Origin of the sequence: Streptomyces umbrinus (genome assembly GCF_030817415.1) — a bacterium.
GTDB lineage: Bacteria > Actinomycetota > Actinomycetes > Streptomycetales > Streptomycetaceae > Streptomyces > Streptomyces umbrinus_A.
In genome coordinates, this window is record NZ_JAUSZI010000002.1 from 9,443,707 (window position 1) to 9,469,454 (window position 25,748).

Below are 25,748 nucleotides of genomic sequence, written 5' to 3' on the forward strand. Positions count from 1 at the left end.
GGACGCGGGGTTGTCTGCGGGTTCGTTGTGGCTGAGCGCGCAGTTCCCCGCGCCCCTGAGGGACGCCCCCCTGACGGGGCGCGTCCCTCAGTGCATTCTGCCCAGTACCTCTCGGACTCGGCGGGCGTCTCGGAGCCGTTGTTCGTATGTTGCGCCCAGGGCGAGGAGCAGGAGGCCGGCCAGGGCCGGGGGTGCCCAGCGCGGTACGGCGCCCATGGCCTGGGCGATGTACGGGGCCAGTTCGTGGAGGGCGACCAGGGCGAGGGTGCCGCCGCCGAGGACGAGCAGGGCCTGGAGGCGTTGCCGGGCGCCGACGAGGGTGACCAGGAGAGCAGCCGTGCCGAGGAGCAGCGGGCGCAGCCAGTCGAGGTCGCCCCATGCCGCCAGAAGGCTCGGCAGCAGGGTCACCGACAGACCGGGCCCGTACGCCGTCCAGGACGAGGTCCCCGGGTCCCGCCTCCGGCGGACGAACCCGACGACCAGCGCCGGTACGGTCACCGGCAGGGTGTACGCCTCGGGCGAGCCGACCTCCCAGGAAGCCAGCCGGACCCAGGTGGCCAGTACGAACAGGGTTGCCGCCACATAGCCGAGCCGCCTGCGGTCCGGCCGGACCGCGGTGCCCGCGGCGATCACGCCGCACAGGGCCAGCACGAGGGCGAGCACGGGCGGTTCCAGGGCCGCGAGGTCGATCGCCAACAGGGCGGCGACGGCTCCCGTGATCTCGACGGCCAGTGTCGGCGTCGCGTCCTTGAGCCGGGCCGCGAGGAGCGCGGCCGTGGCCGGCACCACCAGCACGAGCAGCGCGATGTGGTGCGGCTGCCAGTCCAGCGACGCGCCTGTGGCACAGGCCAGCGCGGCGGCGTACGCGAGGGACGCGGCGGCCGAGACGGCCCGGATCTCGTGCTTCTGCCACACGGCTGCCGCCGCGAAGAGGGCGGTCAGGCTTCCGAGGACGGCGAGCGTGGCGGCCTCGGCGGCGAGGGACAGCGCGACGAGGTGGAGAGAGGTGAGGAGCGCCAGGCCGAGGGTGGTCAGGGTGATGGGGGAGGGGCGGGTGTTGGCCGGGCTTGAGGCCGATGCCGGGGGCTCTGTCGGGCTTGTGGGGCCGTCGTCGGTCGGGTGTGCATGACGGCTGTACGCCGCTGCCGTCAAGGTGGCGGCAGTGGTTACGCCCAGCATCAACAGGCCTGCCGGGTAAGGGAGTTCGAGAGTGGCGGGCAGGACGAGGACAGAGGCCCAGGCCAGACCGAGCGCACCGCTCAGGGCGACGGACCGGTGCGGCCCGCCCCGGAACGTCAGGACCAGGACCGCCGCGACCGCGGCCAGCACCAGTGGAGCCGTCTCCGTGTTCGACGGCCAGGGCATGGAGACCGTCACCGCGTCCCGGGCGTCGGAAGGCGCACCGGACCACACGTTTTCCGCCCAGCCGGCCGGGCCCACGAGGACCACGGTGACGAGGGGCAGGGTCCATGCCACGGCGAGGGCCTGCACGCCCGCGGAGGACCACGGCAGGCCACGGCGTACGGACTCCGGCAGCCAGGTGCCGCGTACGGCCAACAACGCGATGCCGCACAGCAGATAGCCCGGAACCGTCCAGGCGTCGGGCAGCACCGAGCGGAGCACGCCGCCCGCCGCGGCGACGGTGATCAGGCCGCCGGTCGACGCGAGACCGGGGGCGGCCTGCGCGGCGGGAGCACGCCACGCGGCCCCCAGCGCGATCGCCGCGGCGAGGGCGAGGAGCGCCGCCGCACGGGCGGCGGCGCTCGGACCGGTGGCCTCCCACGAGAGCCAGCCGGCCGCCAGAAGGCCCCAGGCGCCCGTCCCGTACGCGCCGACGGCGGCGACGACACGTACGGAGCGCACGGACACCGAGAGGGCCACGACCGTGTCGAACGCTGCCGTCACCAGCAGCGCCGCCGTGATCGCGTGATGACCCGCACCGGCTGCCACGACCCAGAGCAGCAGCGGGAGTTGGGCCGTCGCCATCGCCGCCGGGAGCGGCAGACGCAGGGCGCCGAGCGAGCGTCCGTACGCCGCCCACAGCACGGCCAGGAGCGCCGTCGCGGCGGCCGCGTACCCGGTGCCGTCCACCTTCGGGAGGGCGACCTGGTGCAGGGCGTAGGCGTCGAGCACCGTCAGCACCAGGCCGAGGCCCGCCACCGACTCGGCCGTCGAGCGGAGCCCGCGCTTCAGCAGCGGCACGGGTGCGGCGAGCGCGGCGAAGGTGACCGCGCCCAGGACCACCGCCCGGCCCGCGATGCCCAACTGCCCCCAGCTGACCAGCGTGAACGCGATCGCCGCGACGGTCAGCAGGACGCCGCCGAGCACGAGCAGCACGTTCTGCACGCTGGGAGCCGTGGCCTCGGGCCGCCGGGAGCGGGGTGCGGGCGCCGACCAGATGGCCGGCGTTTGGGCCGGGCCCCAGGCCGGTGCCGGTGTCTTGGCCGACCGGAGCACACCGAGCAGCCAGGACCGACGGGCCAGCAGTTGGGCCCTGCGCGCGTCCAGTTGCCGCAGCTCGTGGTCGAGGATCCGCAACTCCTCGGCCGGTGGCGGAATGTTCGTCATGCTTCGGAGTGTGGTCCGGGTCACGCCGTGCGGCATGAGCGCACGTACTCAGGTCGTACTCAGATCCGGACACCCCGGGGCGCGGACGTGCCGGTTCTGCCCGGACCGGGCCGCGGACCGGCAGACTCGGACCATGAAGCGCATGGACTGGACGCATTACCGCTTCCGCAGCCTGTGGAGGCTCGCCGCCCCGCGTGGCGAGGTCTACGAGGCGCTGGCCGACGCCGAACGCTATCCGCGCTGGTGGCCCCAGGTGCGCGAGGTGACACCCCTCGACGCGATCAGTGGCGTCGTCCGCATCCGCTCGGTGCTGCCGTACGACCTGGTGTTCACGGGGCGCGAGGTGCGCCGTGACCCGGCGGCCGGGGTCCTGGAGATCGCGATGACCGGCGACGTGGACGGCTGGGCGCGGTGGACCCTCGCCACCGACGGGACCGGCACCCGCGCCCGCTACGACCAGGAGGTCCGGGTGACCAAGCCGCTGCTGAGGCGGCTCGCCGTGCCCGGACGGCCCGCGTTCCGCGCCAACCACGCGCTGATGATGCGGGCCGGGCGGAAGGGGCTGGTCGCGTACCTCCGGGGCACCCCTTCGCGCGAACCGTGAAGCGGTTTGAAGGAAACGCGAGGAGACCTGTATTGTTCAGTGCGTTCCCGGGCGATTAGCTCAGTGGGAGAGCGCTTCGTTCACACCGAAGAGGTCACTGGTTCGAACCCAGTATCGCCCACCGGGAAAGGCCGGTCCGTCACAGACGGACCGGCTTTTTTGTGTCGCTGCCGACGGGATGCGGCTCAGGCCGCCGCCGACAGTTCGGGGCGCAGCGGCCACGCCGGATCGACCGCCTCCTCCGTGCCGCTGCGCGCGAACCACGCCTGGAGACCGCGCGCCTGGGCCGCGTGCCAGACGGCCTGCAGCGTGTGCAGCTCGGCCGCCGAGAGCCGCTCCAGCCGTGTCGCGAAACGGCGCCCGACCGCCCGTACGACCTCCAGTGAGGCCAGTGCGTCGGCCGCCGCGTCATGCGCTCCCGTCAGCTCCACGCCGTAGTGCGCGCAGAGGTCCGTGAGCGTGCGGCGGCCCTTGCGGTAGCGGTCCAGGTGTTTGTCGAGGACCCGCGGGTCGAGCACGCGCAACGGCACGGTCTCGAACCAGTGGTCCAGGGAGGATGCCCGGTGCCTGCGCAACTCCCGGTCAAGGAGCGTCAGATCGAAGGGCGCGTTCATCACCACGAGCGGGCGGCCCGCCGCGCTCTGTTCGGCCAGTTCCCTGACTATCTCGTCCATCACCGGCGACGGCCAGCGGCCGTTCAGCCGGAGATGCTCATCCGTCAGCCCATGAATCGCCGTGGCGCCCTCGGGCACCTGCACTCCCGGATTGACCAGCCAGCGGCGCACACGCGGGCGGCCTCCGGGAGCGTCCTGGACGACGACGGCGGCCGACACGATCCGGTCGGTCTCCACGTCCACACCCGTCGTCTCGGTGTCGAACGCGGTCAAGGGGCCCTCGTACCAGCACGTCATACGCACACAACTCCTCGTTCACCTTCGGCAGTTGACGCGCCGTCCCCTGCCCTTTTTGTGATACCCGGGCTGTTTGCGCCGTACGCCGGAAGGAGACAACAGAGGTACGGGTCTTTGCAGTTCAGCGGCCCGCAGCGGGGATTCACCTGATTCGGAAGGCTGTTGGACATGGCGCTCGCGCAGCCCGAGCAGGGCGGGCTGCTGCCCCAGAGGACGGCACCGCATCGAGGCTCACTGGCCACCACGGCGTGCATGGAGACACTGCAGGTCGGTTATCTGCACGCGGTCGCGGCGGCCGCGGGCTGTTCCCTGTCCCAGCCCTTTCCGGACAACGGCATCGACTGGCACGTCAGCCACAGCGCCCCCGGGCACACGGTCGACGACGAAGTCACCATCAAGGTGCAGCTCAAGTGCACGTACCAGATCCCGCCGAACCCACCGGGCCCCGCCTTCTCCTTCACGCTCGACAACGCCCACCTGGAGAAGCTGGCCCGCACCCCGGTCTCGGTGCACAAAATACTGGTCGTGATGCTGGTGCCCAGATCACAGGACGACTGGCTGCGTGCCGGCCATGACCGCCTCGATCTGCGGCACTGCTGCTACTGGATCAACCTCGCCGGACACCGGATCACCGGCCGGCGCAGGACCACCGTGCGGATTCCGACCTCTCGCGTCTTCGACGACCGCGCGCTCTGCGAGATCATGACGCGGGTCGGAACGGGAGGCAGACCGTGACGCACCGCCCAACAGACGAGCCCCTACGCCCCGTCAGGCCCCACCCCGTCGAGACACCGGGCCTGTGGGACCAGCCACCCCGGCCCGACCAGGTCGACCCGGCCGTCCTCGGTGCGCTCCTGCACCGGCACGGCTGGCAGCGCCGCGGCGGAGCCCCCGGACGGTACGGCCGCTGGACCCCACCAGGGCCCGGCGGCTCCGGTACCAGCCTGCTGGTACCGGAGAGCCGGGCCTTCCCCGACAGCGAGGACCTTCTCGCCGAAGCCCTCGTCGCGCTGTCCCGCAGCGCGTCGCCCTCCGCCCGTGACGTCCTGGTCGGCCTCGCCGTGCCCAGCGACGAGATCCGCTGGTGGCGTGATGTGCCGACGGGCCCCGTCGGCGTCTCGCCGTGGACCGTCGAGGAGCAACTGCGCACGGCGGCACGGCAGATGCTCCTCGCGGGCGCCCTCGCCGCCCGTGCGCGCGCCGGCTACTACGGAGCCCGTCACCGCAGGCCCGCAGCCACGTCTCTGGAGAACGTGCTCGTCGGAGCCGCCCCCGGCGGCCGCCGGCTCACCGCCTTCGTGCCGGTCGCCACCGGCCGGCCGCTCGCCGTCCGCCTCCACCAGGCGTTGTACGCGGTCCGCGAGGCCATCGACTACAAGCGCGCGACCGGCGGCATGGACGCCTTCGACGGAGCCGTCGGGGCGGGCGTCAGCCATGAGCTCACCGAGGCGCTGGCGTCCCTGGTGCGCGGCACCGAGGGCGCCCGGATCGCCGTCGAGTGGGCGCCCGCCGCCGGGGTGCCCGAGGGGTGCGCGACGCCCGCCGAACCCGTCGAGTTCTCGCCCGGGGACCTGCCCGCACTCCGCGAGGCCGGCGCCCGCTATCTGCGCGAGGAGCCCTCCGTACCCGTGCGCATCACCGGAGCCGTGGTGCGGATGCGCAGGTCGGGGCCGCGCGGCGACGGGAGCGTACGGATGCGGGTCATCGCCGGGGCCGAGGTCCCGCACGTACGGATGACGCTCGACGAGGAGGCCTACCGGATAGCGGGGCACGCCCATCTGGTCGGGCTGCCGGTGCGGGTGCACGGGCGGCTGGAGAGCCGGGGCGGATTCCGGCGGCTGACCGGGGCGTCCGGCGTGGCGCCCGTGCAGGTCGACGAGGCGGAGCGGGACCGGCTGATGAAGTCGCTGCAGGAGAACCTCGACTTCTTCGAGGAGGCGTGCAGCGGGGACTGAGGTTCCCCGCGGAAGCGTGCAGCGCGCGGGACGGCTGGAGGGCCGGGCAGAGGGAACCGTTTCGCGAGGGGTGCCCCGGGCTCGGTACGATCGCCCTTGTATGACGCGTGCACCAGACGATCGCGCGCGTTTCCCTTCAGGCAGGAGAGTCCGGTGTCAGACGTCCGTGTGATCATCCAACGCGATTCCGAGCGGGAAGAGCGCGTGGTGACGACGGGCACTACGGCGGCCGAGCTCTTCGCCGGTGAGCGCACCATCGTCGCGGCCCGCGTGGCGGGCGAGCTCAAGGACCTCGCGTACGAGGTGAAGGACGGCGAGACCGTCGAGAGCGTGGAGATCTCCTCCGAGGACGGTCTCAGCATCCTGCGCCACTCGGCAGCTCATGTCATGGCGCAGGCTGTGCAGGAGCTGTTCCCCGAGGCCAAGCTGGGCATCGGCCCGCCGGTCAAGGACGGTTTCTACTACGACTTCGACGTGGAGAAGCCGTTCACGCCCGAGGACCTCAAGGCCGTCGAGAAGAAGATGCAGGAGATCCAGAAGCGGGGGCAGAGGTTCTCCCGTCGCGTGGTCACCGACGAGGCCGCGCGCGAGGAGCTGGCGGACGAGCCGTACAAGCTGGAGCTGATCGGGCTGAAGGGCTCGGCTTCTTCGGACGACGGCGCGGACGTCGAGGTCGGTGCCGGTGAACTCACCATCTACGACAACCTCGACGCCAAGACCGGCGACCTGTGCTGGAAGGACCTCTGCCGCGGTCCCCACCTGCCGACCACCCGGAACATCCCGGCGTTCAAGCTGATGCGCAACGCCGCCGCCTACTGGCGGGGCAGCGAGAAGAACCCGATGCTCCAGCGCATCTACGGCACCGCGTGGCCGTCGAAGGACGAGCTGAAGGCGCACCTGGAGTTCCTCGCCGAGGCCGAGAAGCGCGACCACCGCAAGCTCGGCAGCGAGCTCGACCTGTTCTCCATCCCGGAGCAGATCGGCTCCGGCCTCGCCGTCTTCCACCCCAAGGGCGGCGTCGTCCGCCGGGTCATGGAGGACTACTCGCGGCGCCGGCACGAGGAAGAGGGCTACGAGTTCGTCTACACCCCGCACGCGACGAAGGGGAAGCTCTTCGAGACGTCCGGGCACCTGGACTGGTACGCCGACGGCATGTACCCGCCCATGCAGCTCGACGAGGGCGTGGACTACTACCTCAAGCCCATGAACTGCCCGATGCACAACCTGATCTTCGACGCGCGCGGCCGTTCCTACCGTGAACTGCCGCTGCGCCTCTTCGAGTTCGGGACCGTGTACCGGTACGAGAAGTCGGGCGTCGTGCACGGTCTGACCCGTGCCCGGGGCTTCACGCAGGACGACGCCCACATCTACTGCACCAAGGAGCAGATGGCGGAGGAGCTCGACAAGACGCTCACCTTCGTCCTCGGCCTGCTGCGGGACTACGGTCTGACCGACTTCTACCTGGAGCTCTCCACCAAGGACCCGGAGAAGTTCGTCGGCTCCGACGAGATCTGGGAGGAGGCCACCGAGACCCTGCGCCAGGTCGCCGAGAAGCAGGGCCTCCCGCTGGTCCCGGACCCGGGCGGCGCCGCGTTCTACGGCCCGAAGATCTCCGTTCAGACCAAGGACGCGATCGGCCGCACCTGGCAGATGTCGACCGTGCAGCTCGACTTCAACCTGCCGGAGCGCTTCGACCTGGAGTACACGGGCCCCGACGGCACCAAGCAGCGGCCGGTGATGATCCACCGAGCCCTGTTCGGGTCGATCGAGCGCTTCTTCGCGGTCCTCCTCGAGCACTACGCGGGCGCGTTCCCGGCATGGCTGGCGCCCGTCCAGGCGGTCGGCATCCCGATCGGCGACGCGCACGTGGACTACCTGCAGAAGTTCGCCGCCGACGCGAAGAAGCAGGGCCTGCGGGTCGAGGTCGACTCGTCCTCCGACCGTATGCAGAAGAAGATCCGCAACGCCCAGAAGCAGAAGGTCCCGTTCATGGTCATCGCGGGCGACGAGGACATGGCCAACGGCGCTGTCTCCTTCCGCTACCGCGACGGCTCCCAGGAGAACGGCATCCCGCTCGAAGAGGCCATCGCGAAGATCGCGAAGGTGGTCGAGGAGCGGGTGCAGGTCTGATCGCGGACGCGGGTCCGATCCCCGTACGCGAGCGCCCGGCCGCACGGTCCTGAAGGCGCCCGGAGGCCCCCGGAGAGCTCAGCTCTCCGGGGGCCTCTCGTGGTCCACAGGGGGCGCGGCGGGGCGATCGTCCGGCACGGGGGCCGCTGCCCCGCGCTCGTCCTCGCTCGAGAACACCTGCAGCAGCCACGCCGAGAACGACCCCGTCACCGCGCCGAGCAGCGCGAGCCCGCAGGCCATCAGGCCCACCGCGATCACGCGTCCGGCGGCCGTCACGGGAGTCACGTCGCCGTATCCCACGGTCGCGAGCGTGGAGCAGGTCCACCACACCGAGTCCCCGAACGTGCGGATCGTCGCGCCCGGCGCCGCGTGCTCCTGCTGGTACACGGCGAGCGCGCCCGCGAAGCCGAGCAGGGCCACCGAGAGGCCCGCGTACGTGATCACGCGCGCGTGCAGGGAGAGCCGCGGCCGTCCCTGCCGACGCTGGACGGCCTCGTACACCTTGACCACGCGCACGGGACGCAGCAGGGGCAGGACCAGGACGACCGTGTCCAGCCAGTGCGTCCGTACGAAGCGGTGGCCCTGGCCGCTCAGCCGCCAGCGCACGGCGTAGTCCACGGCGAACATCGCCCAGCTCCCCAGGGTCACCGCGAGACACAGGTCCCGCCACGCGTCGGGCAGACCGTGGGCGAGGACATGGATCGCGTACGAGGTGAGGAACAGCATCGAGGCCACGGCGAGCGGGACCTCCGCGCGGTGTTCCCAGCGGGTCGTGCGGCTGTCGTCGTCCATCGGCTCAGCTTGGCCGGGGGCCCTTTCACGTGGTACCCGGCGACACGCCGCGAACGGGCGAAGCCATATGCTGCACCACATGACGAGTGAGCCGGAGCAGCAGATCGGAGTCGGCACACAGGACGCGTTCCAGCGCCTGTGGACGCCCCACCGGATGGCGTACATCCAGGGCGAGAACAAGCCCACCGGTCCCGGGGCCGACGACGGCTGCCCGTTCTGCTCGATCCCGGCCAAGTCCGACGAGGACGGGCTCGTCATCAAGCGTGGCGAGCAGGTCTACGCGGTGCTCAACCTGTACCCGTACAACGGCGGGCACCTGATGGTCGTGCCCTACCGGCACGTCGCGGACTACACCGACCTGACCGTGGCGGAGACCGCCGAGCTCGGCGAGCTGACGAAGCAGGCTATGACCGCGCTGCGGGCCGCCTCCGGTGCGCACGGGTTCAACATCGGGATGAACCAGGGCACGGTCGCGGGCGCCGGCATCGCCGCCCACCTCCACCAGCACATCGTGCCCCGCTGGGGCGGCGACACCAACTTCATGCCGGTGGTCGGGCACACGCGGGTACTGCCCCAACTGCTCGCGGACACGAGGAAGATGCTCGCGGAAGCTTGGCCGACAGCCTGAGCCCCGCCCCGTAAGGGGCGCGGGGCTGTGCCGATTTGCGGCTCCGCCGCGGGGCCCGACCAGCCCCCACGACCCGCACGATCTTCACGACCGCATGCCCCACAACGAGCCTGACCTGCCGAACCGCCGGGGGCTCACGCGTCGTAGACGTCCGCCTTCCTCGGGGACGCGTCCTGGATCGCCGTGCTCAGGAACGACGAGCGGTTGCCGAACTTCTCCGTGTCGACGCCGTTCTCCTTGAGGACCTTGATGGACGCCGCGTGCACCACGCGCAGCACGGGCGTGGCCGCCCGCAGCGCGTCGTCGGCCATGAAGCGGTGCCGCCAGGGCTGATCGGCCCACGCGTGCCGCAGGCCGAACGGCTCCGGGAGCGCCAGGCTGCCGCCGAGCCAGTTGAGGAGCGGCGGGTACCAGGTGATCGGGGCGCGCACCGCGAGCCGCACCACCTCGTCGGTCTCGACGAGGGGCAGCTTCTTCGCGCGGGTCTCCCAGGGCTTGAAGGACTTCGCGATCTGCTTCGTCTTCGCCGAGGGCTTGGTCGTGAACAGCGAGTGCACGGGCCCGAGCGCGTGGCCGGTGACCTCGATGCGCAGGGTCTCGTGCAGCACGGTCACCGTGATCAGCATGGTGATGACCAACTGGCCGTCCCAGAGCGTCCACTGGATCCCGAGGTAGTGCCGGTCGCCGCTGCCGAACTGCTGCTTGTTGCAGATGTCCTGGATGGCGTGGTTCTTCACCTGGTACGCGTCCACGTCCGTGCCGCCCGGCCGGGACACCGAACCCGCGTTCTCCCCGATCGGGGTGACCACCCAGTGCTTTATCGAAGGGCGCGGGAAGCCGCCGGTGTTGAGCGGGCCGCGCTCCAGCATGCGCAGTTGGTCGTGGATCGACCGGATGACGTCCCAGCTGCGGAAGGGGTGGATCTCCTTGCTCTCGTCGAGCGGCACCAGATCCTCGGCGAGCTGCCAGCTGCCCCAGCGTGTGCCCATGCCGAGTATGCCCTTGGGGCCCGCGTAGAAGACGGAGTTGGACTGCTGCTCGGCGCTCAGCTTGGCCAGGTTCTGGCGCAGCGACTCCGCCGCCGTCTCGCCGGGGCTGCCGGGCACCGCCTCGGGGATCTTGGCCCCAACACCGCCGCCCGACAGGAGGCCCTCCCAGCGCGCGCGCAGGTCCTTGGCCGTGCGCTCGCAGATCTGCTGCGCCCAGAACCAGCCGACGACCGGCATGACGATCGCCGCGCGTGCGTACCAGGCCCAGAACCCGCCGAACGGCAGCCGGAGCAGGAAGATCACGGCGAGTGCGCCGAAGGCGATGAGGAGGGTGGTGGCGAGGGCGGAGGCGCGCTTGTCCTCACGCTTGGCGATCATCGTGCGGATCTGGAAGACCAGCAGCCAGGCGATGAGCCCGGGCAGGAAGATCAGCCCGCACAGCACCGTCACCGCCGTCAGCCAGTTGTCGCGCTCCCTGCGGATGCGGTTCGCCGCCAGACAGTGCTCGACGACGACCTGTGGTTCGGTGCCGAACGACTGGATCAGCGCGTTCCGGCCGCTGCCCAGCATGCGGTCGTGCACGGCCCGCGCGAACGCCTCGCCCAGGTTGGGCACGAAGAGCTTGAGCTTGCCCGCCTTGACCGTCGACTTGTGCCATTCGTTGTTGGCTTTGAGGATCTCCCCGACCTCGTTGTCCCGGTACGCCGCCGAGGCCAGGGCGAATGTCGCCGCCGTCTGGCCTGCGGCACCCGAGAGCGGGACCTGTGCCCCGGGCCTGAAATCGAATCCCTCGTCCGCCACTGCCGCCCCCATCGCCGCCGTGCTCCGCTGCTGCGGCTTTTCCCGACTTCCGTGCTCCGCACACCTGTTGATCAGGTCATCGTCTTGATCAGGTTCTCAGAGTATCCGCCGGGACCGGCATCCGTCGGCGGACAGCACAAGCTGCCCGCCGGCCCGGAGGGGTGATCGAGCGGTGTTCAACTAGGGATTTCCCTGCGCCTGTTCGCGGATCTTCTCCGCCAACTGCGCGGGCATCGGCTCGTGTCGGGCGTATGTGCGGTTGAAACGCGCGGTGCCGTGCGAGAGGGAGCGCAGGTCGACGCCGTACCGCCCGATCTCGATCTCGGGGACCTCGGCCCGTACGAGCGTGCGGTTGCCGCCGGCCTGCTCGGTGCCGACGACGCGGCCGCGCCGACCGGACAGGTCGCTCATCACGGCGCCCACATATTCGTCGCCGACCAGGACCGTCACCTCGGCGACCGGTTCCAGGAGATGGATCCGGGCGTCGACCGCGGCCTCCCGCAGGGCGAGCGCTCCCGCGGTCTGGAACGCGGCGTCCGAGGAGTCCACGGAGTGCGCCTTGCCGTCGAGCAGCGTGATCCGGATGTCGATCAGGGCATAGCCCGCGGCCACGCCCTTGGCGGCCTGCGCGCGCACGCCCTTCTCGACGGACGGGATGAACTGCCGGGGCACGGCCCCGCCGACGACCTTGTCGACGAACTCGATGCCGGAGCCGCCGGGCAGCGGCTCCACCTCGATCGCGCAGATCGCGTACTGCCCGTGCCCGCCCGACTGCTTCACATGGCGGCCGCGCCCGGCCGACCTGTCGGCGAACGTCTCCCGCAGGGAGACCTTGTGCGGTACGACATCGACCTGGACGCCGTAGCGGCTGCGCAGCCGCTCCAGGGCGACGTCCGCGTGAGCCTCGCCCAGACACCACAGGACCACCTGGTGGGTGTCCGGGTTCTGTTCGAGCCGCATCGTCGGGTCCTCGGCGACCAGACGGCCCAGGCCCTGCGACAGCTTGTCCTCGTCCGCCTTGCTGTGCGCCTGGATGGCGAGGGGCAGCAGCGGGTCGGGCATCTCCCACGGCTCCATGAGCAGCGGGTCGTCCTTGGAGGAGAGCGTGTCGCCGGTCTCGGCGCGGCTCAGCTTGGCCACGCAGGCGAGGTCGCCCGCGATGGCGTGCGTGAGGGCGCGCTGCTGCTTCCCGAACGGCGCGGACAGGGCGCCGATGCGCTCGTCGACGTCGTGGTCCTCGTGGCCGCGGTCGGCGAGACCGTGTCCGGAGACGTGCACCGTCTCGTCGGGGCGCAGCGTCCCGGAGAACACGCGGACCATCGACACCCGGCCGACGTACGGGTCGGACGCGGTCTTCACGACCTCGGCGACCAGCGGCCCGTCCGGGTCGCAGGCCTTCACCTGGCGGGCTTTGCCGTCCGGGGTGGTGACCGTCGGGGCCTCGCGCTCCAGCGGGGTCGGGAAGCCGCCGGTGACCAGCTCCAGGAGTTCCACCGTGCCGAGACCCTGCTTGGCGCCCTCGGCGGCGGGCGCGGCGGCCAGCACCGGGAAGAAGATCCCGCGCGCGACGGCCCGTTCCAGGTCCTGCACGAGTGTCCTGAAGTCGAGTTCCTCGCCGCCGAGATAGCGGTCCATGAGGGTCTCGTCCTCGCTCTCGGCGATGATCCCCTCGATCAGCCGGTTGCGGGCCTCCTCGATGAGCGGCAACTGCTCGGGGCCCGGCTCGGACTCCTTGCGCTCCCCGGAGGAGTAGTCGAACAACCGCTGCGACAGCAGCCCGATCAGGCCCGTCACGGGCGCGTGGCCGTCGGGACCCTGCGGGCCGTGCAGCGGCAGGTACAGCGGCAGCACGGCGTCGGGGTCGTCGGCCCCGAAGGCCTCCGCGCAGGTCCGCGTCATCTCGTCGAAGTCAGCCCTGGCCGACTCCAGGTGCGTGATCACGATGGCCCGCGGCATACCGACCGCCGCGCACTCCTCCCACACCATGCGCGTCGAGCCGTCCACCCCGTCCGAGGCCGAGACGACGAAAAGGGCCGCGTCCGCCGCTCGCAGACCGGCCCTCAACTCGCCGACGAAATCGGCGTATCCGGGTGTGTCGAGAATATTGATCTTGTATCCGTCCCAGTCGACGGGTACCAGGGAGAGCTGTACCGAGCGTTGCTGCCGGTGCTCGATCTCGTCGTAGTCGGAGACGGTGCCGCCGTCCTCCACACGGCCCGCCCTGTTCACCGCTCCCGCCGTCAGCGCGAGAGCTTCCACCAGAGTCGTCTTGCCCGATCCGGAGTGGCCGACCAGCACCACATTCCGTACGGACGCGGGGTGGTCGGCCGCCGTAGCCCTGCCGGCGGCTCCGGGGTGTGCATTCGCCTTGTCGCCCATGGCCTTGCCTCCCGTACACGGTGAGGTCACTGTGGGCGCGGACGCGCGGCGCCGCGTGCGGTGGCGGCTCCGATGACGCCCGCGGTGTCTTCGAGCTTTGCACTCGTGTCACGGTGCGTCCATACAACGGACGCGATCGCGCCGTCCCACGGATGTCATCAGGACGTGACCCGGGGCGCGGGTGCCCGACCGTCGCACAAGCGCACGCGTGGCTACGATGGGCCAGCCGGCGGCCAGCAGGGGCCGCGCGGCCACACCGACCCTCGGGAAGGCCATGCTGAACAAGTACGCGCGTGCATTCTTCACGCGTGTCCTCACACCGTTCGCCGCGTTTCTCATCCGCCGGGGGGTAAGCCCCGACACGGTCACCCTCCTGGGCACGGCCGGAGTGATGGCGGGCGCACTGGTCTTCTTCCCCAGGGGAGAACTCTTCTGGGGCACGATCGTCATCACGCTGTTCGTGTTCTCGGACCTCGTCGACGGCAACATGGCCCGCCAGCTGGGCCGCTCCAGCCGCTGGGGCGCCTTCCTCGACTCGACGCTCGACCGGGTCGCCGACAGCGCGATCTTCGGCGGATTCGCACTCTGGTACGCGGGCGGTGGCGACGACAACGTCCTGTGCGCCGTCTCGATCTTCTGCCTGGCCAGCGGTCAGGTGGTGTCGTACACCAAGGCCCGCGGCGAGTCGATCGGACTGCCCGTCGCCGTCAACGGCCTCGTCGAGCGCGCCGAGCGCCTGGTGATCTCGCTGGTCGCGGCCGGTCTGGCGGGCTTCCACAAGACCTTCGGCGTGCCCGGTATCGAGATCCTGCTGCCCATCGCGCTGTGGATCGTCGCCGTCGGCAGTGTCGTCACGCTGATCCAGCGCGTCGTCACGGTCCGCCGGGAGTCCGCCGAGGCGGATGCCGCGGCCGAGGCCTCTCCCTCCGCCACCACCTCGCCGGACAACGCCTCGCAGAGCAGCGAGGCCACACCGTGAGCGGTCTGAAGGACCAGCTGGCGTACGCGGCGTACGCGGCGGGCTGGGGAGCCGTCAAGAAGCTCCCCGAGCCCGTCGCCGTACGCCTGGGCCGGACCATCGCCGACATCGCCTGGAAGCGGCGCGGCAAGGGCGTACGACGCCTCGAATCCAACTACGCGCGCGTGCTGCCCGACGCGAGCCCCGAGCGGCTCACCGAACTCTCCAGGGCCGGCATGCGCTCGTACCTGCGCTACTGGATGGAATCCTTCCGGCTGCCCGCCTGGAGCAAGGAACGCATCAAGGGCGGCTTCGACGCGAAGGACATCCACAACCTCACCGACGCGCTCGCCTCCGGCAAGGGCGTCATCGTCGCGCTGCCGCACCTGGCCAACTGGGACCTCGCCGGTGCCTGGGTCACCACCAAGCTGGAGACGCCGTTCACGACGGTCGCCGAGCGGCTGGAGCCGGCGAAGCTCTACGACCGGTTCGTCGCCTACCGCGAGAGCCTCGGCATGGAGGTTCTGCCGCACAGCGGCGGCACCGCGTTCGGCACGCTGGCCCGGCGACTGCGCGACGGCGGGCTCGTCTGTCTGGTCGCCGAGCGGGATCTGTCCGCCTCCGGGGTCGAGGTCAAGTTCTTCGGAGACGCCACCCGGATGCCCGCGGGCCCGGCGCTGCTCGCCCAGCAGACCGGTGCGCTGCTCCTGCCGGTGACACTCTGGTACGACGACTCGCCCGTGATGCGGGGCCGGGTCCATCCGCCCGTCGACGTCCCCGAGTCAGGTAGCCGGGCCGAGAAGACGTCTGTCATGACGCAGGCGCTGGCCGACGCCTTCGCCACGGGTATCGCCGACCATCCGGAGGACTGGCACATGCTGCAGCGCTTGTGGCTCGCCGACCTGGAGCCCCGCTCCGGGCCGGCCGAGGGGGAACAGCCGTGAGAATCGGCATCGTCTGTCCGTACTCCTGGGACGTGCCCGGGGGAGTCCAGTTCCACATCCGCGATCTGGCGGACCATCTCATCGGCCTGGGGCACGACGTGTCCGTCCTCGCTCCGGCCGACGACGACACCCCCCTTCCGCCGTACGTCGTCTCGGCGGGCCGTGCCGTCCCGGTGCCGTACAACGGCTCGGTCGCGCGCCTCAACTTCGGGTTCCTGTCGGCCGCGCGGGTGCGGCGCTGGCTGCACGACGGCACGTTCGACGTGATCCACATCCACGAGCCGGCCTCGCCGTCCCTCGGCCTGCTCTCCTGCTGGGCCGCTCAGGGGCCGATCGTCGCCACCTTCCACACGTCGAACCCGCGGTCCCGGGCGATGATCGCCGCGTACCCGATCCTGCAGCCCGCCCTGGAGAAGATCAGCGCGCGCATCGCGGTGAGCGAGTACGCGCGGCGCACCCTCGTCGAGCACCTGGGCGGCGACGCCGTCGTCATCCCGAACGGCGTCGACGTGGACTTCTTCGCGAAGGCGGAGCCCAAGGCCGAGTGGCAGGGGGACACGATCGGCTTCGTGGGGCGTATCGACGAGCCCCGGAAGGGCCTGCCGGTCCTCATGAAGGCGCTGCCGAAGATCCTCGCCGAGCGGCCGGGGACCCGGCTCCTGGTCGCCGGGCGCGGCGACGAGGAGGAGGCCGTCGAGAAGCTCCCCGCGGAGCTGCGGTCGCGCGTCGAGTTCCTCGGCATGGTGAGCGACGACGACAAGGCGCGGTTCCTGCGCAGCGTCGACCTGTACGTCGCGCCCAACACCGGCGGCGAGAGCTTCGGGATCATCCTGGTCGAGGCCATGTCGGCGGGCGCGCCCGTGCTCGCCTCCGACCTCGACGCGTTCGCGCAGGTCCTCGACCAGGGCGCGGCGGGCGAGCTGTTCGCCAACGAGGACGCCGACGCGCTGGCCGCCTCGGCGGTACGGCTGCTCGGCGACCCGGCGCGCCGCGCGGAACTGCGCGAGCGGGGGAGCGCGCATGTGCGGCGCTTCGACTGGTCGACGGTCGGCGCGGACATCCTGTCCGTCTACGAGACGGTCACCGACGGCGCCGCCGCGGTCGCCGCCGACGAGCCCAACGAGCCGGGCGGCCTGCTGGCCCGACTCGGCCTGGTACGGGACTGAGAGCTGGAGGGCGTGGTGGGGGACATGGGTGGCGTGGGGGACGTACGTGAAGTCCGGGAGGTGCCCCAGGAGGCCGCCAGGACTCCTCTGACGGCCGAGGAGGAGCTGCGCAGTCGGTCGGTCTTCGCCACCGAGATCGGGGCGCAGCTGGCCCGCCAGGGGTGGGCCGTCTTCCCCGCGCACACTCCGGAGGAGCGCATCCGGCTCTTCGCGGTGGCGCGGATCATCGAGCAGCGGCTCGGGTGCCGGGTCGAGGCCGTGCCGCAGGACATCGTGTCCATGCGGTTCACGGTGGTGGGCGCCGCGCATGGGGTCGGCCCGGCGGCCGGCGCGGCCGGACAGCTGACCGACTGACGCCCGCGGCGGCGCCCACGGGAGGTGGTGCTGCTGGGGGAGGTGGCGACGGAGGGGCCGGGCCGGCCCCCATGTCCCCCACCCCGTCCAGGCCGTTGCGGGATCGCTGTAGCAGCGTCCGGCTCTGACGGTGGGTCACTGCGGTGGCGTCCGGGGGCGGTGGTGCGGCGGCGGGCGGCACCTTCGTGTGGTTCGGGCCCCTGATCGTCGTGCGGGGTGATGCCGGGGCGGGCGGCCCGGGGCGCACCGGTAGCGTGTGCGCCCGTGACCTCCACACTGATCTGGATCGTGGTCGCCCTCGTGGCGATCGGCCTCTACCTGAGCTGGACCGCGGGCCGGCTCGACCGGTTGCACTCGCGGATCGACGCGGCGCGGGCCGCGCTCGACGCGCAGTTGCTCCGGAGGGCGTCGGTGGCACAGGAACTGGCCACCTCCGGAGTGCTCGATCCGGCCGCCTCGATGGTGCTGTACGAAGCGGCGCACGCGGCCCGGCAGGCCGAGGAGGACAACAGGGAGGTCGCCGAGAGCGACCTCAGCCAGGCGCTGCGGGCCGTCTTCGGAGAGGTCCAGCAGGTCGAGGCGGTGCAGGCGGTCCCCGGTGGCGAGGACGCGGCACGTGAACTCGCCCAGGCCGTCCGCCGGGTTCCGATGGCCCGGCGCTTCCACAACGACGCCGTACGGGCGGCCCGCGCCCTGCGCCGCCACCGCAAGGTGCGCTGGTTCCGGCTGGCCGGTCACGCGCCGTTCCCGCTGGCCTTCGAGATGGACGACGAGGCTCCGGTCGCCCTCGCGGACCGCCCGGGAACGTAGTCCACGCGCGCGTGGACCCCGAAAAGGGCTACCGGGCACAGCATCCGATGCCGTCGGCCACAGCACCCGACGTCCCTGGTCAGGGCCCCGACCGCCCGGCCTGACCACGGGAAACGCGCCCGGAGGCCCGGAAAATGAGCCACCGCCTCCCCATTGGCCCTTGCAGTGGCCTGGTCCTCAAGCGTTTCCTCGGTGTTTGCAGAAGCCCTCTTTCACCGAGTGAGGTCAACCCTTGTCCAGCACGCTCTCCACTCCCGCCCAGCCCACCGACACCCCTGCCACCGGCACCGCGCGCGTGAAGCGCGGCATGGCCGAGCAGCTCAAGGGCGGCGTGATCATGGACGTCGTCACGCCGGAGCAGGCGAAGATCGCCGAGGACGCGGGCGCCGTGGCCGTCATGGCCCTGGAGCGGGTGCCTGCCGACATCCGCAAGGACGGCGGCGTGGCGCGCATGTCCGACCCCGACATGATCGAGGGCATCATCGAGGCCGTCTCCATCCCGGTGATGGCCAAGTCGCGCATCGGCCACTTCGTCGAGGCCCAGGTCCTGCAGTCCCTCGGCGTCGACTACATCGACGAGTCCGAGGTCCTCACTCCCGCCGACGAGGTCAACCACTCCGACAAGTGGGCCTTCACGACCCCCTTCGTCTGTGGCGCCACCAACCTGGGCGAGGCCCTGCGCCGCATAGCCGAGGGCGCCGCGATGATCCGCTCCAAGGGCGAGGCCGGCACCGGCAACGTCGTCGAGGCCGTCCGCCACCTGCGCCAGATCAAGAACGAGATCGCCCGGCTGCGCGGCTACGACAACAACGAGCTGTACGCCGCCGCCAAGGAACTGCGCGCCCCGTACGAGATCGTCAAGGAGGTCGCCGAGCTCGGCAAGCTCCCGGTCGTGCTGTTCTCCGCCGGTGGTGTGGCCACCCCGGCCGACGCCGCGCTGATGCGCCAGCTCGGCGCAGAGGGCGTCTTCGTCGGCTCCGGCATCTTCAAGTCCGGCGACCCGGCCAAGCGCGCCGCCGCCATCGTGAAGGCCACCACCTTCTACGACGACCCGAAGATCATCGCCGAAGCGTCCCGGAACCTCGGCGAGGCCATGGTCGGCATCAACTGCGACACCCTCCCCGAGGCCGAGCGCTACGCGAACCGCGGCTGGTAACCACCCATGACCGATGTACCTGTCGTAGGTGTCCTGGCTCTCCAGGGCGACGTACGGGAGCACCTGGTCGCCCTGGCCGCGGCGGACGCCGTGGGCAGGGCGGTGCGGCGCCCCGAGGAACTCGCCGAGGTCGACGGACTCGTCATCCCCGGCGGCGAGTCCACCACCATCTCCAAACTGGCCGTCCTGTTCGGCCTGATGGAACCCCTGCGCGCGCGCGTGCGGGCCGGTATGCCCGTCTACGGCACCTGCGCGGGCATGATCATGCTCGCCGACAAGATCCTCGACCCGCGCTCGGGCCAGGAGACCATCGGCGGCATCGACATGATCGTGCGCCGCAACGCCTTCGGACGGCAGAACGAGTCCTTCGAGGCGACGGTCGACGTGAAGGGCGTTGAGGGCGATCCTGTGGAGGGCGTCTTCATTCGCGCTCCCTGGGTCGAGTCCGTGGGTGCGGAGGCAGAGGTGCTGGCCGAGCACGACGGCCACATCGTCGCCGTACGTCAGGGCAACGCGCTCGCCACGTCGTTCCACCCGGAACTGATCGGCGACCACCGCGTGCACGGCCTGTTCGTCGAGATGGTGCGCGCGAACCTGGCTGCGGGGTCCTAGTAGGATTCCTGGGGTTCGTAAAGAGTTGGGTTACGCGAAGGAGACAGGCAGATGTCCGGCCACTCTAAATGGGCTACGACGAAGCACAAGAAGGCCGTGATCGACGCCAAGCGCGGCAAGCTCTTCGCGAAGATGATCAAGAACATCGAGGTCGCGGCCCGAACCGGCGGTGCCGACCCCGCCGGTAACCCGACGCTCTTCGACGCCATCCAGAAGGCCAAGAAGAGCTCGGTCCCGAACAAGAACATCGACTCCGCGGTCAAGCGCGGCGCCGGTCTCGAAGCCGGTGGCGCCGACTACGAGACGATCATGTACGAGGGCTACGGTCCGAATGGTGTCGCGGTGCTCATCGAGTGCCTCACCGACAACCGCAACCGCGCCGCCTCGGACGTCCGCGTCGCCATGACCCGCAACGGCGGCAACATGGCCGACCCGGGCTCCGTCTCGTACCTCTTCAACCGCAAGGGTGTCGTCATCGTCCCCAAGGGCGAGCTGGGCGAGGACGACGTCCTGGGTGCCGTGCTCGACGCGGGCGCCGAGGAGGTCAACGACCTGGGTGAGTCCTTCGAGGTCATCTCCGAGGCCACCGACCTGGTCGCGGTGCGCACCGCCCTCCAGGACGCGGGCATCGACTACGACTCCGCCGACGCCAACTTCGTCCCGACCATGCAGGTCGAACTGGACGAGGAGGGCGCCAAGAAGATCTTCAAGCTCATCGACGCCCTCGAGGACAGCGACGACGTGCAGAACGTCTTCGCCAACTTCGACGTGAGCGACGAGGTCATGGAGAAGGTGGACGCGTAGCGCCGCCACGAGCCGCACGGGTTCAACGGGCCGACGGGAACACACCCCGTCGGCCCGTCGCTTTGGCGGGCGTCGATGGCGGTCGATGTCGGTGGCACCCGATAGCCTGCACAAACTGGGGGCACCTCCCAGCGGTAGCTGGGGGAGATCGAAGGAGGGGCTGGGGTGCGGGTACTGGGCGTTGACCCGGGACTGACCCGGTGCGGTGTCGGTGTGGTCGAAGGTGTCGCCGGCCGACCCCTGACCATGCACGGCGTCGGTGTCGTACGGACGCCCGCCGACGCGGAGTTGGGGCAGCGCCTCGTCGCCATCGAGCAGGGCATCGAGCAGTGGCTCGACGAGCACCGGCCCGAATTCGTCGCCGTGGAGCGGGTGTTCAGCCAGCACAACGTGCAAACGGTGATGGGCACGGCCCAGGCCAGCGCGGTCGCCATGCTGTGCGCGGCCCGGCGCGGGATTCCCGTGGCCCTGCACACGCCGAGCGAGGTCAAGGCCGCCGTCACCGGCAACGGCCGTGCGGACAAGGCCCAGGTCGGAGCCATGGTCACCAGGCTGCTCCGGCTCGACGCACCCCCGAAGCCCGCCGACGCGGCGGACGCCCTCGCCCTCGCGATCTGCCACATCTGGCGCGCACCCGCCCAGAACCGCCTGCAGCAGGCCGTCGCGCAGAACCGCCTGCAGCAGGCCGTCGCGCAGAACCGGCTCCAGCAGGCCGCCGCCCTGCACGCGTCGAAAGCCGCATCGCGGCAAGCACCCAACCACGCACCGCAACAAGCACCGAAAGGCCGTACCGCATGATCGCCTTCGTCAGCGGCCCCGTCGCCGCCCTCGCGCCCGACTCCGCGGTGGTCGAGGTGGGCGGCATCGGCATCGCGGTCCAGTGCACGCCGAACACGCTCTCCGGACTCCGCATGGGCCGGCAGGCCAAGCTCGCCACCTCCCTCGTCGTACGGGAGGACTCGCTGACGCTGTACGGCTTCGCCGACGACGACGAGCGCCAGACCTTCGAGCTGCTGCAGACCGCGAGCGGTGTCGGCCCGCGCCTGGCCCAAGCCATGCTCGCGGTGCACAGCCCCGACGCCCTGCGCCGTGCGGTGTCCACCGGCGACGAGAAGTCCCTCACCGCCGTCCCGGGCATCGGCAAGAAGGGCGCCCAGAAGCTCCTCCTGGAGCTCAAGGATCGCCTCGGCGAGCCCCTCGGCACCGGCGGCCATGCCATCGGCACCCCCGTCACGGCCGGCTGGCGCGAGCAGCTGCACGCCGCGCTGATCGGCCTCGGGTACGCGACCCGCGAGGCCGACGAGGCGGTCTCCGCGGTGGCGCCGCAGGCGGAGGCGGCGGACGGGGCGCCCCAGGTGGGGCAGTTGCTCAAGGCCGCCCTTCAGACCCTCAACAGAGCGCGTTGAGCTCCGCGGGAGGTGCGGTCGTGAACCTGCGGGTCCGTTGTGGCCGGTCGCGCAGTTCCCCGCGCCCCTATGGGGCGCGGCATCGCCTGCCCCACACCCGTACGACCCGGACCCACTACCTCGCGAGGCACAGCACATGAACTGGGACGACACGGCCGACGACGACACCGCCGAGCGGCTCGTCGGTGCGTCCGCCGACCATGAGGAGCAGGCCGTCGAGGCCGCTCTGCGCCCCAAGGACCTCGGCGAGTTCATCGGTCAGGAGAAGGTCCGCGAGCAGCTCGACCTCGTCCTGCGGGCCGCACGCGCGCGTGGCGCCACCGCCGACCACGTCCTGCTCTCCGGCGCCCCCGGTCTCGGCAAGACCACCCTCTCGATGATCATCGCCGCCGAGATGGAAGCCCCCATCCGCATCACCAGCGGCCCGGCCATCCAGCACGCGGGCGACCTCGCCGCGATCCTCTCCTCCCTCCAGGAGGGCGAGGTCCTCTTCCTCGACGAGATCCACCGCATGTCGCGGCCCGCCGAGGAGATGCTCTACATGGCGATGGAGGACTTCCGCGTCGACGTGATCGTCGGCAAGGGCCCCGGCGCCACCGCCATCCCGCTCGAACTGCCGCCCTTCACGCTCGTCGGCGCCACCACGCGCGCGGGCCTGCTGCCGCCCCCGCTGCGGGACCGCTTCGGCTTCACCGCCCACATGGAGTTCTACGAGCCCGCCGAGCTGGAGCGCGTCATCCACCGCTCGGCGAACCTGCTGGACGTCGAGATCGACCCCGCGGGCGCCGCCGAGATCGCGGGCCGCTCCCGTGGCACACCCCGGATCGCCAATCGGCTCCTGCGCCGCGTCCGCGACTACGCCCAGGTCAAGGCCGACGGCTTCGTCACGCGCGAGATCGCCGGCGCCGCCCTCGCCGTGTACGAAGTGGACAGCCGAGGCCTCGACCGCCTGGACCGCGGTGTCCTCGAAGCGCTGATCAAGCTCTTCGGCGGCGGCCCGGTCGGTCTCTCGACGCTCGCCGTGGCCGTGGGGGAGGAGCGCGAGACCGTGGAGGAGGTCGCCGAGCCCTTCCTCGTCCGTGAGGGGCTACTGGCCCGTACGCCCCGCGGGCGGGTGGCCACACCGGCGGCATGGGCTCATTTCGGCCTCACCCCGCCCCGGCCGTCAACCGGTGGAAACGGACAACAGGACCTGTTCGGGGCGTGACGGCGAGAGGGCTCGCGGGGTCAGGAACCCCGGTGCCATGCTGAGCGTTGTTCCTTGACGGCGGACTCGCTTAGACTCCGCCGATGCCGCCTTTGCCGGCGGCGTACATACCCCCATCCATCAGGCCGCTCACCATCGCGGTCGAATGAAGGAAGTTCCGTCCCGTGAGTCTCGTGACCCTCCTCCCGTTCATCGTGCTCATCGGGGCCATGTTCCTGATGACCCGGTCGGCCAAGAAGAAGCAGAATGCGGCTGCGCAGATGCGCAACGACATGCAGCCCGGCTCCGGCGTCCGCACGATCGGTGGCATGTACGCAACGGTGAAGGAGGTCAACGAGGACACGGTCCTCCTTGACGCAGGCCCGGGCGTCGACCTGCTCTTCGCGAAGAACGCGATCGGGGCGGTCCTCAGCGACGACGAGTACAACCGCCTCGTTCACGGCATCGAGCACGACCTCAAGGAAGACGAGTCCGTCGTCCCGGACGACGCCTCCTCCCTCACCGAGACCGACGAGCCCGCCGACGCTTCCGACGACAAGCCCATCGACCTCGGCAAGAAGGACGCGGCCGACGAGCCCGTCGAGGAGTCCGCCGACGCGGAGCCGAAGAAGGCCGATGAGGCTGACCTGAAGAAGTCCGACGGCGAGTCCGACGCGAAGTAGTCATGACCGGGGACCGCGGAGTGCGCCGCTCGCGCGCCGCGGTCCCCGGGACGTGTGGCTTCGCACGGAATCTCGACACCATTCATGCCCGTCCGCGCAGGTACTTCGGTAACCGGGCGGACGAAGAGGGAGAACGAGAAGGTGGCAGCACCTAAGAAGGGCCGACAGGGCACCCAGGGCAGGCCGGGGCGCACCTTGGCCCTGATCCTGATCGCCATCGTGGCGCTCACCGGCGGCATGTTCGCCTCCGGACACACGACGCCGCGCCTCGGCATCGACCTCGCCGGCGGTACGAGCATCACGCTCCAGGCGAAGAACGAGCCGGGCCAGAAGAACGCGATCAACCCGACCAACATGAACACCGCGGTCGACATCATGAACCGCCGTGTCAACGGTCTGGGCGTCACCGAAGCGGAGGTGCAGACCCAGGGCGACAGCAACATCATCGTCAACATCCCCAAGGGCACCAACTCCGAGCAGGCCCGGGAACAGGTCGGCACCACCGCCAAGCTCTACTTCCGTCCCGTCCTGACCACCGAGGTCTCCGGTGGGGACCCGGCGGCCAGCCCCTCGCCGAGCGCCTCCAGCAGCGCCTCCACGGGTTCGGACAAGGACAGCGACAAGGACAAGGCCACCGACAAGGCCACCTCGTCCTCGTCGCCCTCCACGCCCCCCTCGGCCACCTCCAGCACGCAGGGCCGTGCGGTCACCGACGCGCTGAAGGCCGACCCCACCCCGTCCGGGAGCGGTTCCCCTTCGTCCAGCCCGTCCGCCTCGCCGTCCGCGAGCACCGACCCGGCGACCGCCAAGCTCCAGGCGGAGTACACCGCGCTCGACTGCTCCAAGAAGACGGTCCGCGCGAAGGCCGGTGACGGCGTCAAGGCCTCCGACCCGACCGTCGCCTGTGGTCAGAACTCCCAGGGCCAGTGGCAGAAGTACATCCTCGGCCCGGCCGAGGTCGAGGGCACCGACGTCGACAAGGCCTCGGCCCTGTTCGACACCCAGGGTGCCGCGGGCTGGAAGGTCACCATGGACTTCACGTCCAAGGGAGCCAAGAAGTTCGCGAGCATCACGGGCAAGCTGGCGCAGAACCAGTCCCCGCAGAACCAGTTCGCCATCGTCCTCGACGGCGAGGTCGTCTCCGACCCGTTCGTCAGCCAGGCGCTGACCGGCGGCAGCGCGGAGATCTCCGGCAGCTTCAAGCAGCAGGAGGCCGAGGACCTGGCCAACATGCTGTCGTACGGCGCGCTGCCGCTCACCTTCACGGAAGCGAGCGTCACCACCGTGACCGCCGCGCTCGGCGGCGAGCAGCTGGAGGCCGGTCTGATCGCCGGTGCCATCGGTCTGGCGCTGGTCATCATCTACCTGGTGGCCTACTACCGGGGTCTGTCGCTCATCGCCATCGCGTCGCTGCTGGTCTCCGCGGTCATGACCTACGTGATCATGTCGCTGCTCGGCCCGGCCATCGGCTTCGCCCTGAACCTGCCGGCGGTCTGCGGCGCCATCGTGGCCATCGGCATCACGGCGGACTCGTTCATCGTGTTCTTCGAACGCATCCGTGACGAGATCCGTGAGGGCCGTACGCTGCGGCCCGCGGTCGAGCGCGGCTGGCCGCGCGCCCGGCGCACCATCCTGGTCTCCGACTTCGTGTCGTTCCTCGCCGCGGCCGTGCTCTTCGTCGTCACGGTCGGCAAGGTCCAGGGCTTCGCGTTCACGCTGGGGCTGACCACCCTGCTCGACGTGGTCGTCGTCTTCTTCTTCACCAAGCCGCTGATGACGATCCTCGCCCGCAAGAAGTTCTTCGCGGAGGGCCACAGCTGGTCCGGCCTCGACCCGAAGCGACTGGGCGTCCAGCCGCCGCTGCGCCGCACCCGTCGCGTGTCCGCTCCCGTCGACACGAAGGAGGCCTGAG

At 70.8% G+C, this 25,748-nt stretch carries 23 protein-coding genes and 1 tRNA gene; 19 read left to right on the forward strand and 5 right to left on the reverse strand.

The window, feature by feature from the left end:
* Positions 1-87: 87 nt before the first annotated feature.
* Positions 88-2,604, reverse strand: coding sequence for an SCO7613 C-terminal domain-containing membrane protein (locus tag QF035_RS41735; RefSeq protein WP_307526574.1), 2,517 nt, complete (start codon positions 2,602-2,604; stop codon positions 88-90).
* A gap of 106 nt (positions 2,605-2,710) precedes the next feature.
* Between QF035_RS41735 and QF035_RS41740 the strand changes: the two genes are divergently transcribed.
* The gene (locus QF035_RS41740; protein WP_307526576.1) at positions 2,711-3,172 is read left to right on the forward strand and encodes an SRPBCC family protein; all 462 of its coding nucleotides are present in this window, start codon (positions 2,711-2,713) and stop codon (positions 3,170-3,172) included.
* A 49-nt stretch (positions 3,173-3,221) separates the two neighbouring features.
* Positions 3,222-3,293: transfer RNA gene (locus tag QF035_RS41745), tRNA-Val, on the forward strand.
* Positions 3,294-3,357: 64 nt separating this feature from the next.
* Here QF035_RS41745 and QF035_RS41750 read toward each other — a convergent pair.
* Positions 3,358-4,083: a 3'-5' exonuclease gene (locus QF035_RS41750; RefSeq protein WP_307526578.1), complete on the reverse strand. Its 726-nt coding sequence runs from the start codon at positions 4,081-4,083 to the stop codon at positions 3,358-3,360.
* A gap of 168 nt (positions 4,084-4,251) precedes the next feature.
* Here QF035_RS41750 and QF035_RS41755 point away from each other — a divergent pair, with 168 nt between their 5' ends.
* The 3 genes from QF035_RS41755 to thrS all read left to right on the forward strand — a co-directional run bounded on the left by QF035_RS41755 (position 4,252) and on the right by thrS (position 8,168).
* The gene (locus QF035_RS41755) at positions 4,252-4,818 is read left to right on the forward strand and encodes a DUF4365 domain-containing protein (protein ID WP_143635449.1); all 567 of its coding nucleotides are present in this window, start codon (positions 4,252-4,254) and stop codon (positions 4,816-4,818) included.
* Positions 4,815-6,038 (forward strand): hypothetical protein, encoded by a 1,224-nt coding sequence (locus QF035_RS41760; RefSeq protein ID WP_307526580.1) that lies wholly within the window; start codon positions 4,815-4,817, stop codon positions 6,036-6,038. Before QF035_RS41755 ends, QF035_RS41760 begins: the two co-directional genes overlap by 4 nt.
* Before the next feature lie 153 nt (positions 6,039-6,191).
* Positions 6,192-8,168 (forward strand): threonine--tRNA ligase, encoded by a 1,977-nt coding sequence (thrS, locus tag QF035_RS41765; protein ID WP_307526582.1) that lies wholly within the window; start codon positions 6,192-6,194, stop codon positions 8,166-8,168.
* 78 nt (positions 8,169-8,246) lie between these two features.
* Here the strand turns inward: thrS and QF035_RS41770 are convergent, their stop codons facing one another.
* Positions 8,247-8,960, reverse strand: a complete 714-nt coding sequence (locus QF035_RS41770; protein ID WP_307526584.1) for a potassium channel family protein — start codon at positions 8,958-8,960, stop codon at positions 8,247-8,249.
* Positions 8,961-9,027: 67 nt separating this feature from the next.
* Between QF035_RS41770 and QF035_RS41775 the strand changes: the two genes are divergently transcribed.
* On the forward strand, positions 9,028-9,588 hold the full coding sequence (locus QF035_RS41775) for an HIT family protein (RefSeq protein WP_307526586.1): 561 nt from the start codon (positions 9,028-9,030) through the stop codon (positions 9,586-9,588).
* 134 nt (positions 9,589-9,722) lie between these two features.
* On the opposite strand, the gene QF035_RS41780 is transcribed toward QF035_RS41775, so the two are convergent.
* Positions 9,723-11,390 (reverse strand): hypothetical protein, encoded by a 1,668-nt coding sequence (locus QF035_RS41780; protein ID WP_307526588.1) that lies wholly within the window; start codon positions 11,388-11,390, stop codon positions 9,723-9,725.
* Between the two features lie 168 nt (positions 11,391-11,558).
* Positions 11,559-13,757 (reverse strand): elongation factor G-like protein EF-G2, encoded by a 2,199-nt coding sequence (locus tag QF035_RS41785; RefSeq protein WP_307526589.1) that lies wholly within the window; start codon positions 13,755-13,757, stop codon positions 11,559-11,561.
* 217 nt (positions 13,758-13,974) lie between these two features.
* Here QF035_RS41785 and pgsA point away from each other — a divergent pair, with 217 nt between their 5' ends.
* The 13 genes from pgsA to secD all read left to right on the forward strand — a co-directional run bounded on the left by pgsA (position 13,975) and on the right by secD (position 25,747).
* Positions 13,975-14,736 (forward strand): phosphatidylinositol phosphate synthase, encoded by a 762-nt coding sequence (pgsA, locus tag QF035_RS41790; protein WP_307531816.1) that lies wholly within the window; start codon positions 13,975-13,977, stop codon positions 14,734-14,736.
* A 5-nt stretch (positions 14,737-14,741) separates the two neighbouring features.
* Entirely contained in the window at positions 14,742-15,659 is a 918-nt protein-coding gene (locus QF035_RS41795; protein WP_373467018.1) for a phosphatidylinositol mannoside acyltransferase, read from the forward strand.
* Positions 15,656-16,825, forward strand: a complete 1,170-nt coding sequence (locus QF035_RS41800; protein ID WP_307526593.1) for a glycosyltransferase family 4 protein — start codon at positions 15,656-15,658, stop codon at positions 16,823-16,825. The genes QF035_RS41795 and QF035_RS41800 overlap by 4 nt, the downstream gene beginning before the upstream one ends.
* Before the next feature lie 24 nt (positions 16,826-16,849).
* On the forward strand, positions 16,850-17,179 hold the full coding sequence (locus QF035_RS41805; RefSeq protein WP_307526595.1) for a hypothetical protein: 330 nt from the start codon (positions 16,850-16,852) through the stop codon (positions 17,177-17,179).
* A gap of 264 nt (positions 17,180-17,443) precedes the next feature.
* Complete coding sequence (locus tag QF035_RS41810; RefSeq protein WP_055614445.1) at positions 17,444-17,989, forward strand: hypothetical protein; 546 nt, start codon at positions 17,444-17,446, stop codon at positions 17,987-17,989.
* A gap of 232 nt (positions 17,990-18,221) precedes the next feature.
* Positions 18,222-19,145, forward strand: coding sequence for a pyridoxal 5'-phosphate synthase lyase subunit PdxS (pdxS, locus tag QF035_RS41815; RefSeq protein ID WP_143635429.1), 924 nt, complete (start codon positions 18,222-18,224; stop codon positions 19,143-19,145).
* 6 nt (positions 19,146-19,151) lie between these two features.
* Positions 19,152-19,757 carry a pyridoxal 5'-phosphate synthase glutaminase subunit PdxT gene (pdxT, locus tag QF035_RS41820; protein ID WP_307526597.1) on the forward strand — a complete coding sequence of 202 codons (606 nt, stop codon included), beginning with the start codon at positions 19,152-19,154 and terminating at the stop codon, positions 19,755-19,757.
* A gap of 51 nt (positions 19,758-19,808) precedes the next feature.
* Positions 19,809-20,561 (forward strand): YebC/PmpR family DNA-binding transcriptional regulator, encoded by a 753-nt coding sequence (locus tag QF035_RS41825; protein WP_143635426.1) that lies wholly within the window; start codon positions 19,809-19,811, stop codon positions 20,559-20,561.
* Between the two features lie 165 nt (positions 20,562-20,726).
* On the forward strand, positions 20,727-21,359 hold the full coding sequence (ruvC, locus tag QF035_RS41830; protein ID WP_307526599.1) for a crossover junction endodeoxyribonuclease RuvC: 633 nt from the start codon (positions 20,727-20,729) through the stop codon (positions 21,357-21,359).
* The gene (gene ruvA, locus QF035_RS41835) at positions 21,356-21,967 is read left to right on the forward strand and encodes a Holliday junction branch migration protein RuvA (protein WP_307526601.1); all 612 of its coding nucleotides are present in this window, start codon (positions 21,356-21,358) and stop codon (positions 21,965-21,967) included. Before ruvC ends, ruvA begins: the two co-directional genes overlap by 4 nt.
* A 136-nt stretch (positions 21,968-22,103) precedes the next feature.
* Positions 22,104-23,174, forward strand: coding sequence for a Holliday junction branch migration DNA helicase RuvB (gene ruvB / locus QF035_RS41840; RefSeq protein WP_055614439.1), 1,071 nt, complete (start codon positions 22,104-22,106; stop codon positions 23,172-23,174).
* A 164-nt stretch (positions 23,175-23,338) separates the two neighbouring features.
* Complete coding sequence (gene yajC, locus QF035_RS41845) at positions 23,339-23,836, forward strand: preprotein translocase subunit YajC (protein ID WP_055614438.1); 498 nt, start codon at positions 23,339-23,341, stop codon at positions 23,834-23,836.
* Positions 23,837-23,977: 141 nt separating this feature from the next.
* Positions 23,978-25,747, forward strand: coding sequence for a protein translocase subunit SecD (secD, locus tag QF035_RS41850; RefSeq protein WP_307526605.1), 1,770 nt, complete (start codon positions 23,978-23,980; stop codon positions 25,745-25,747).
* Position 25,748: the final 1 nt, after the last annotated feature.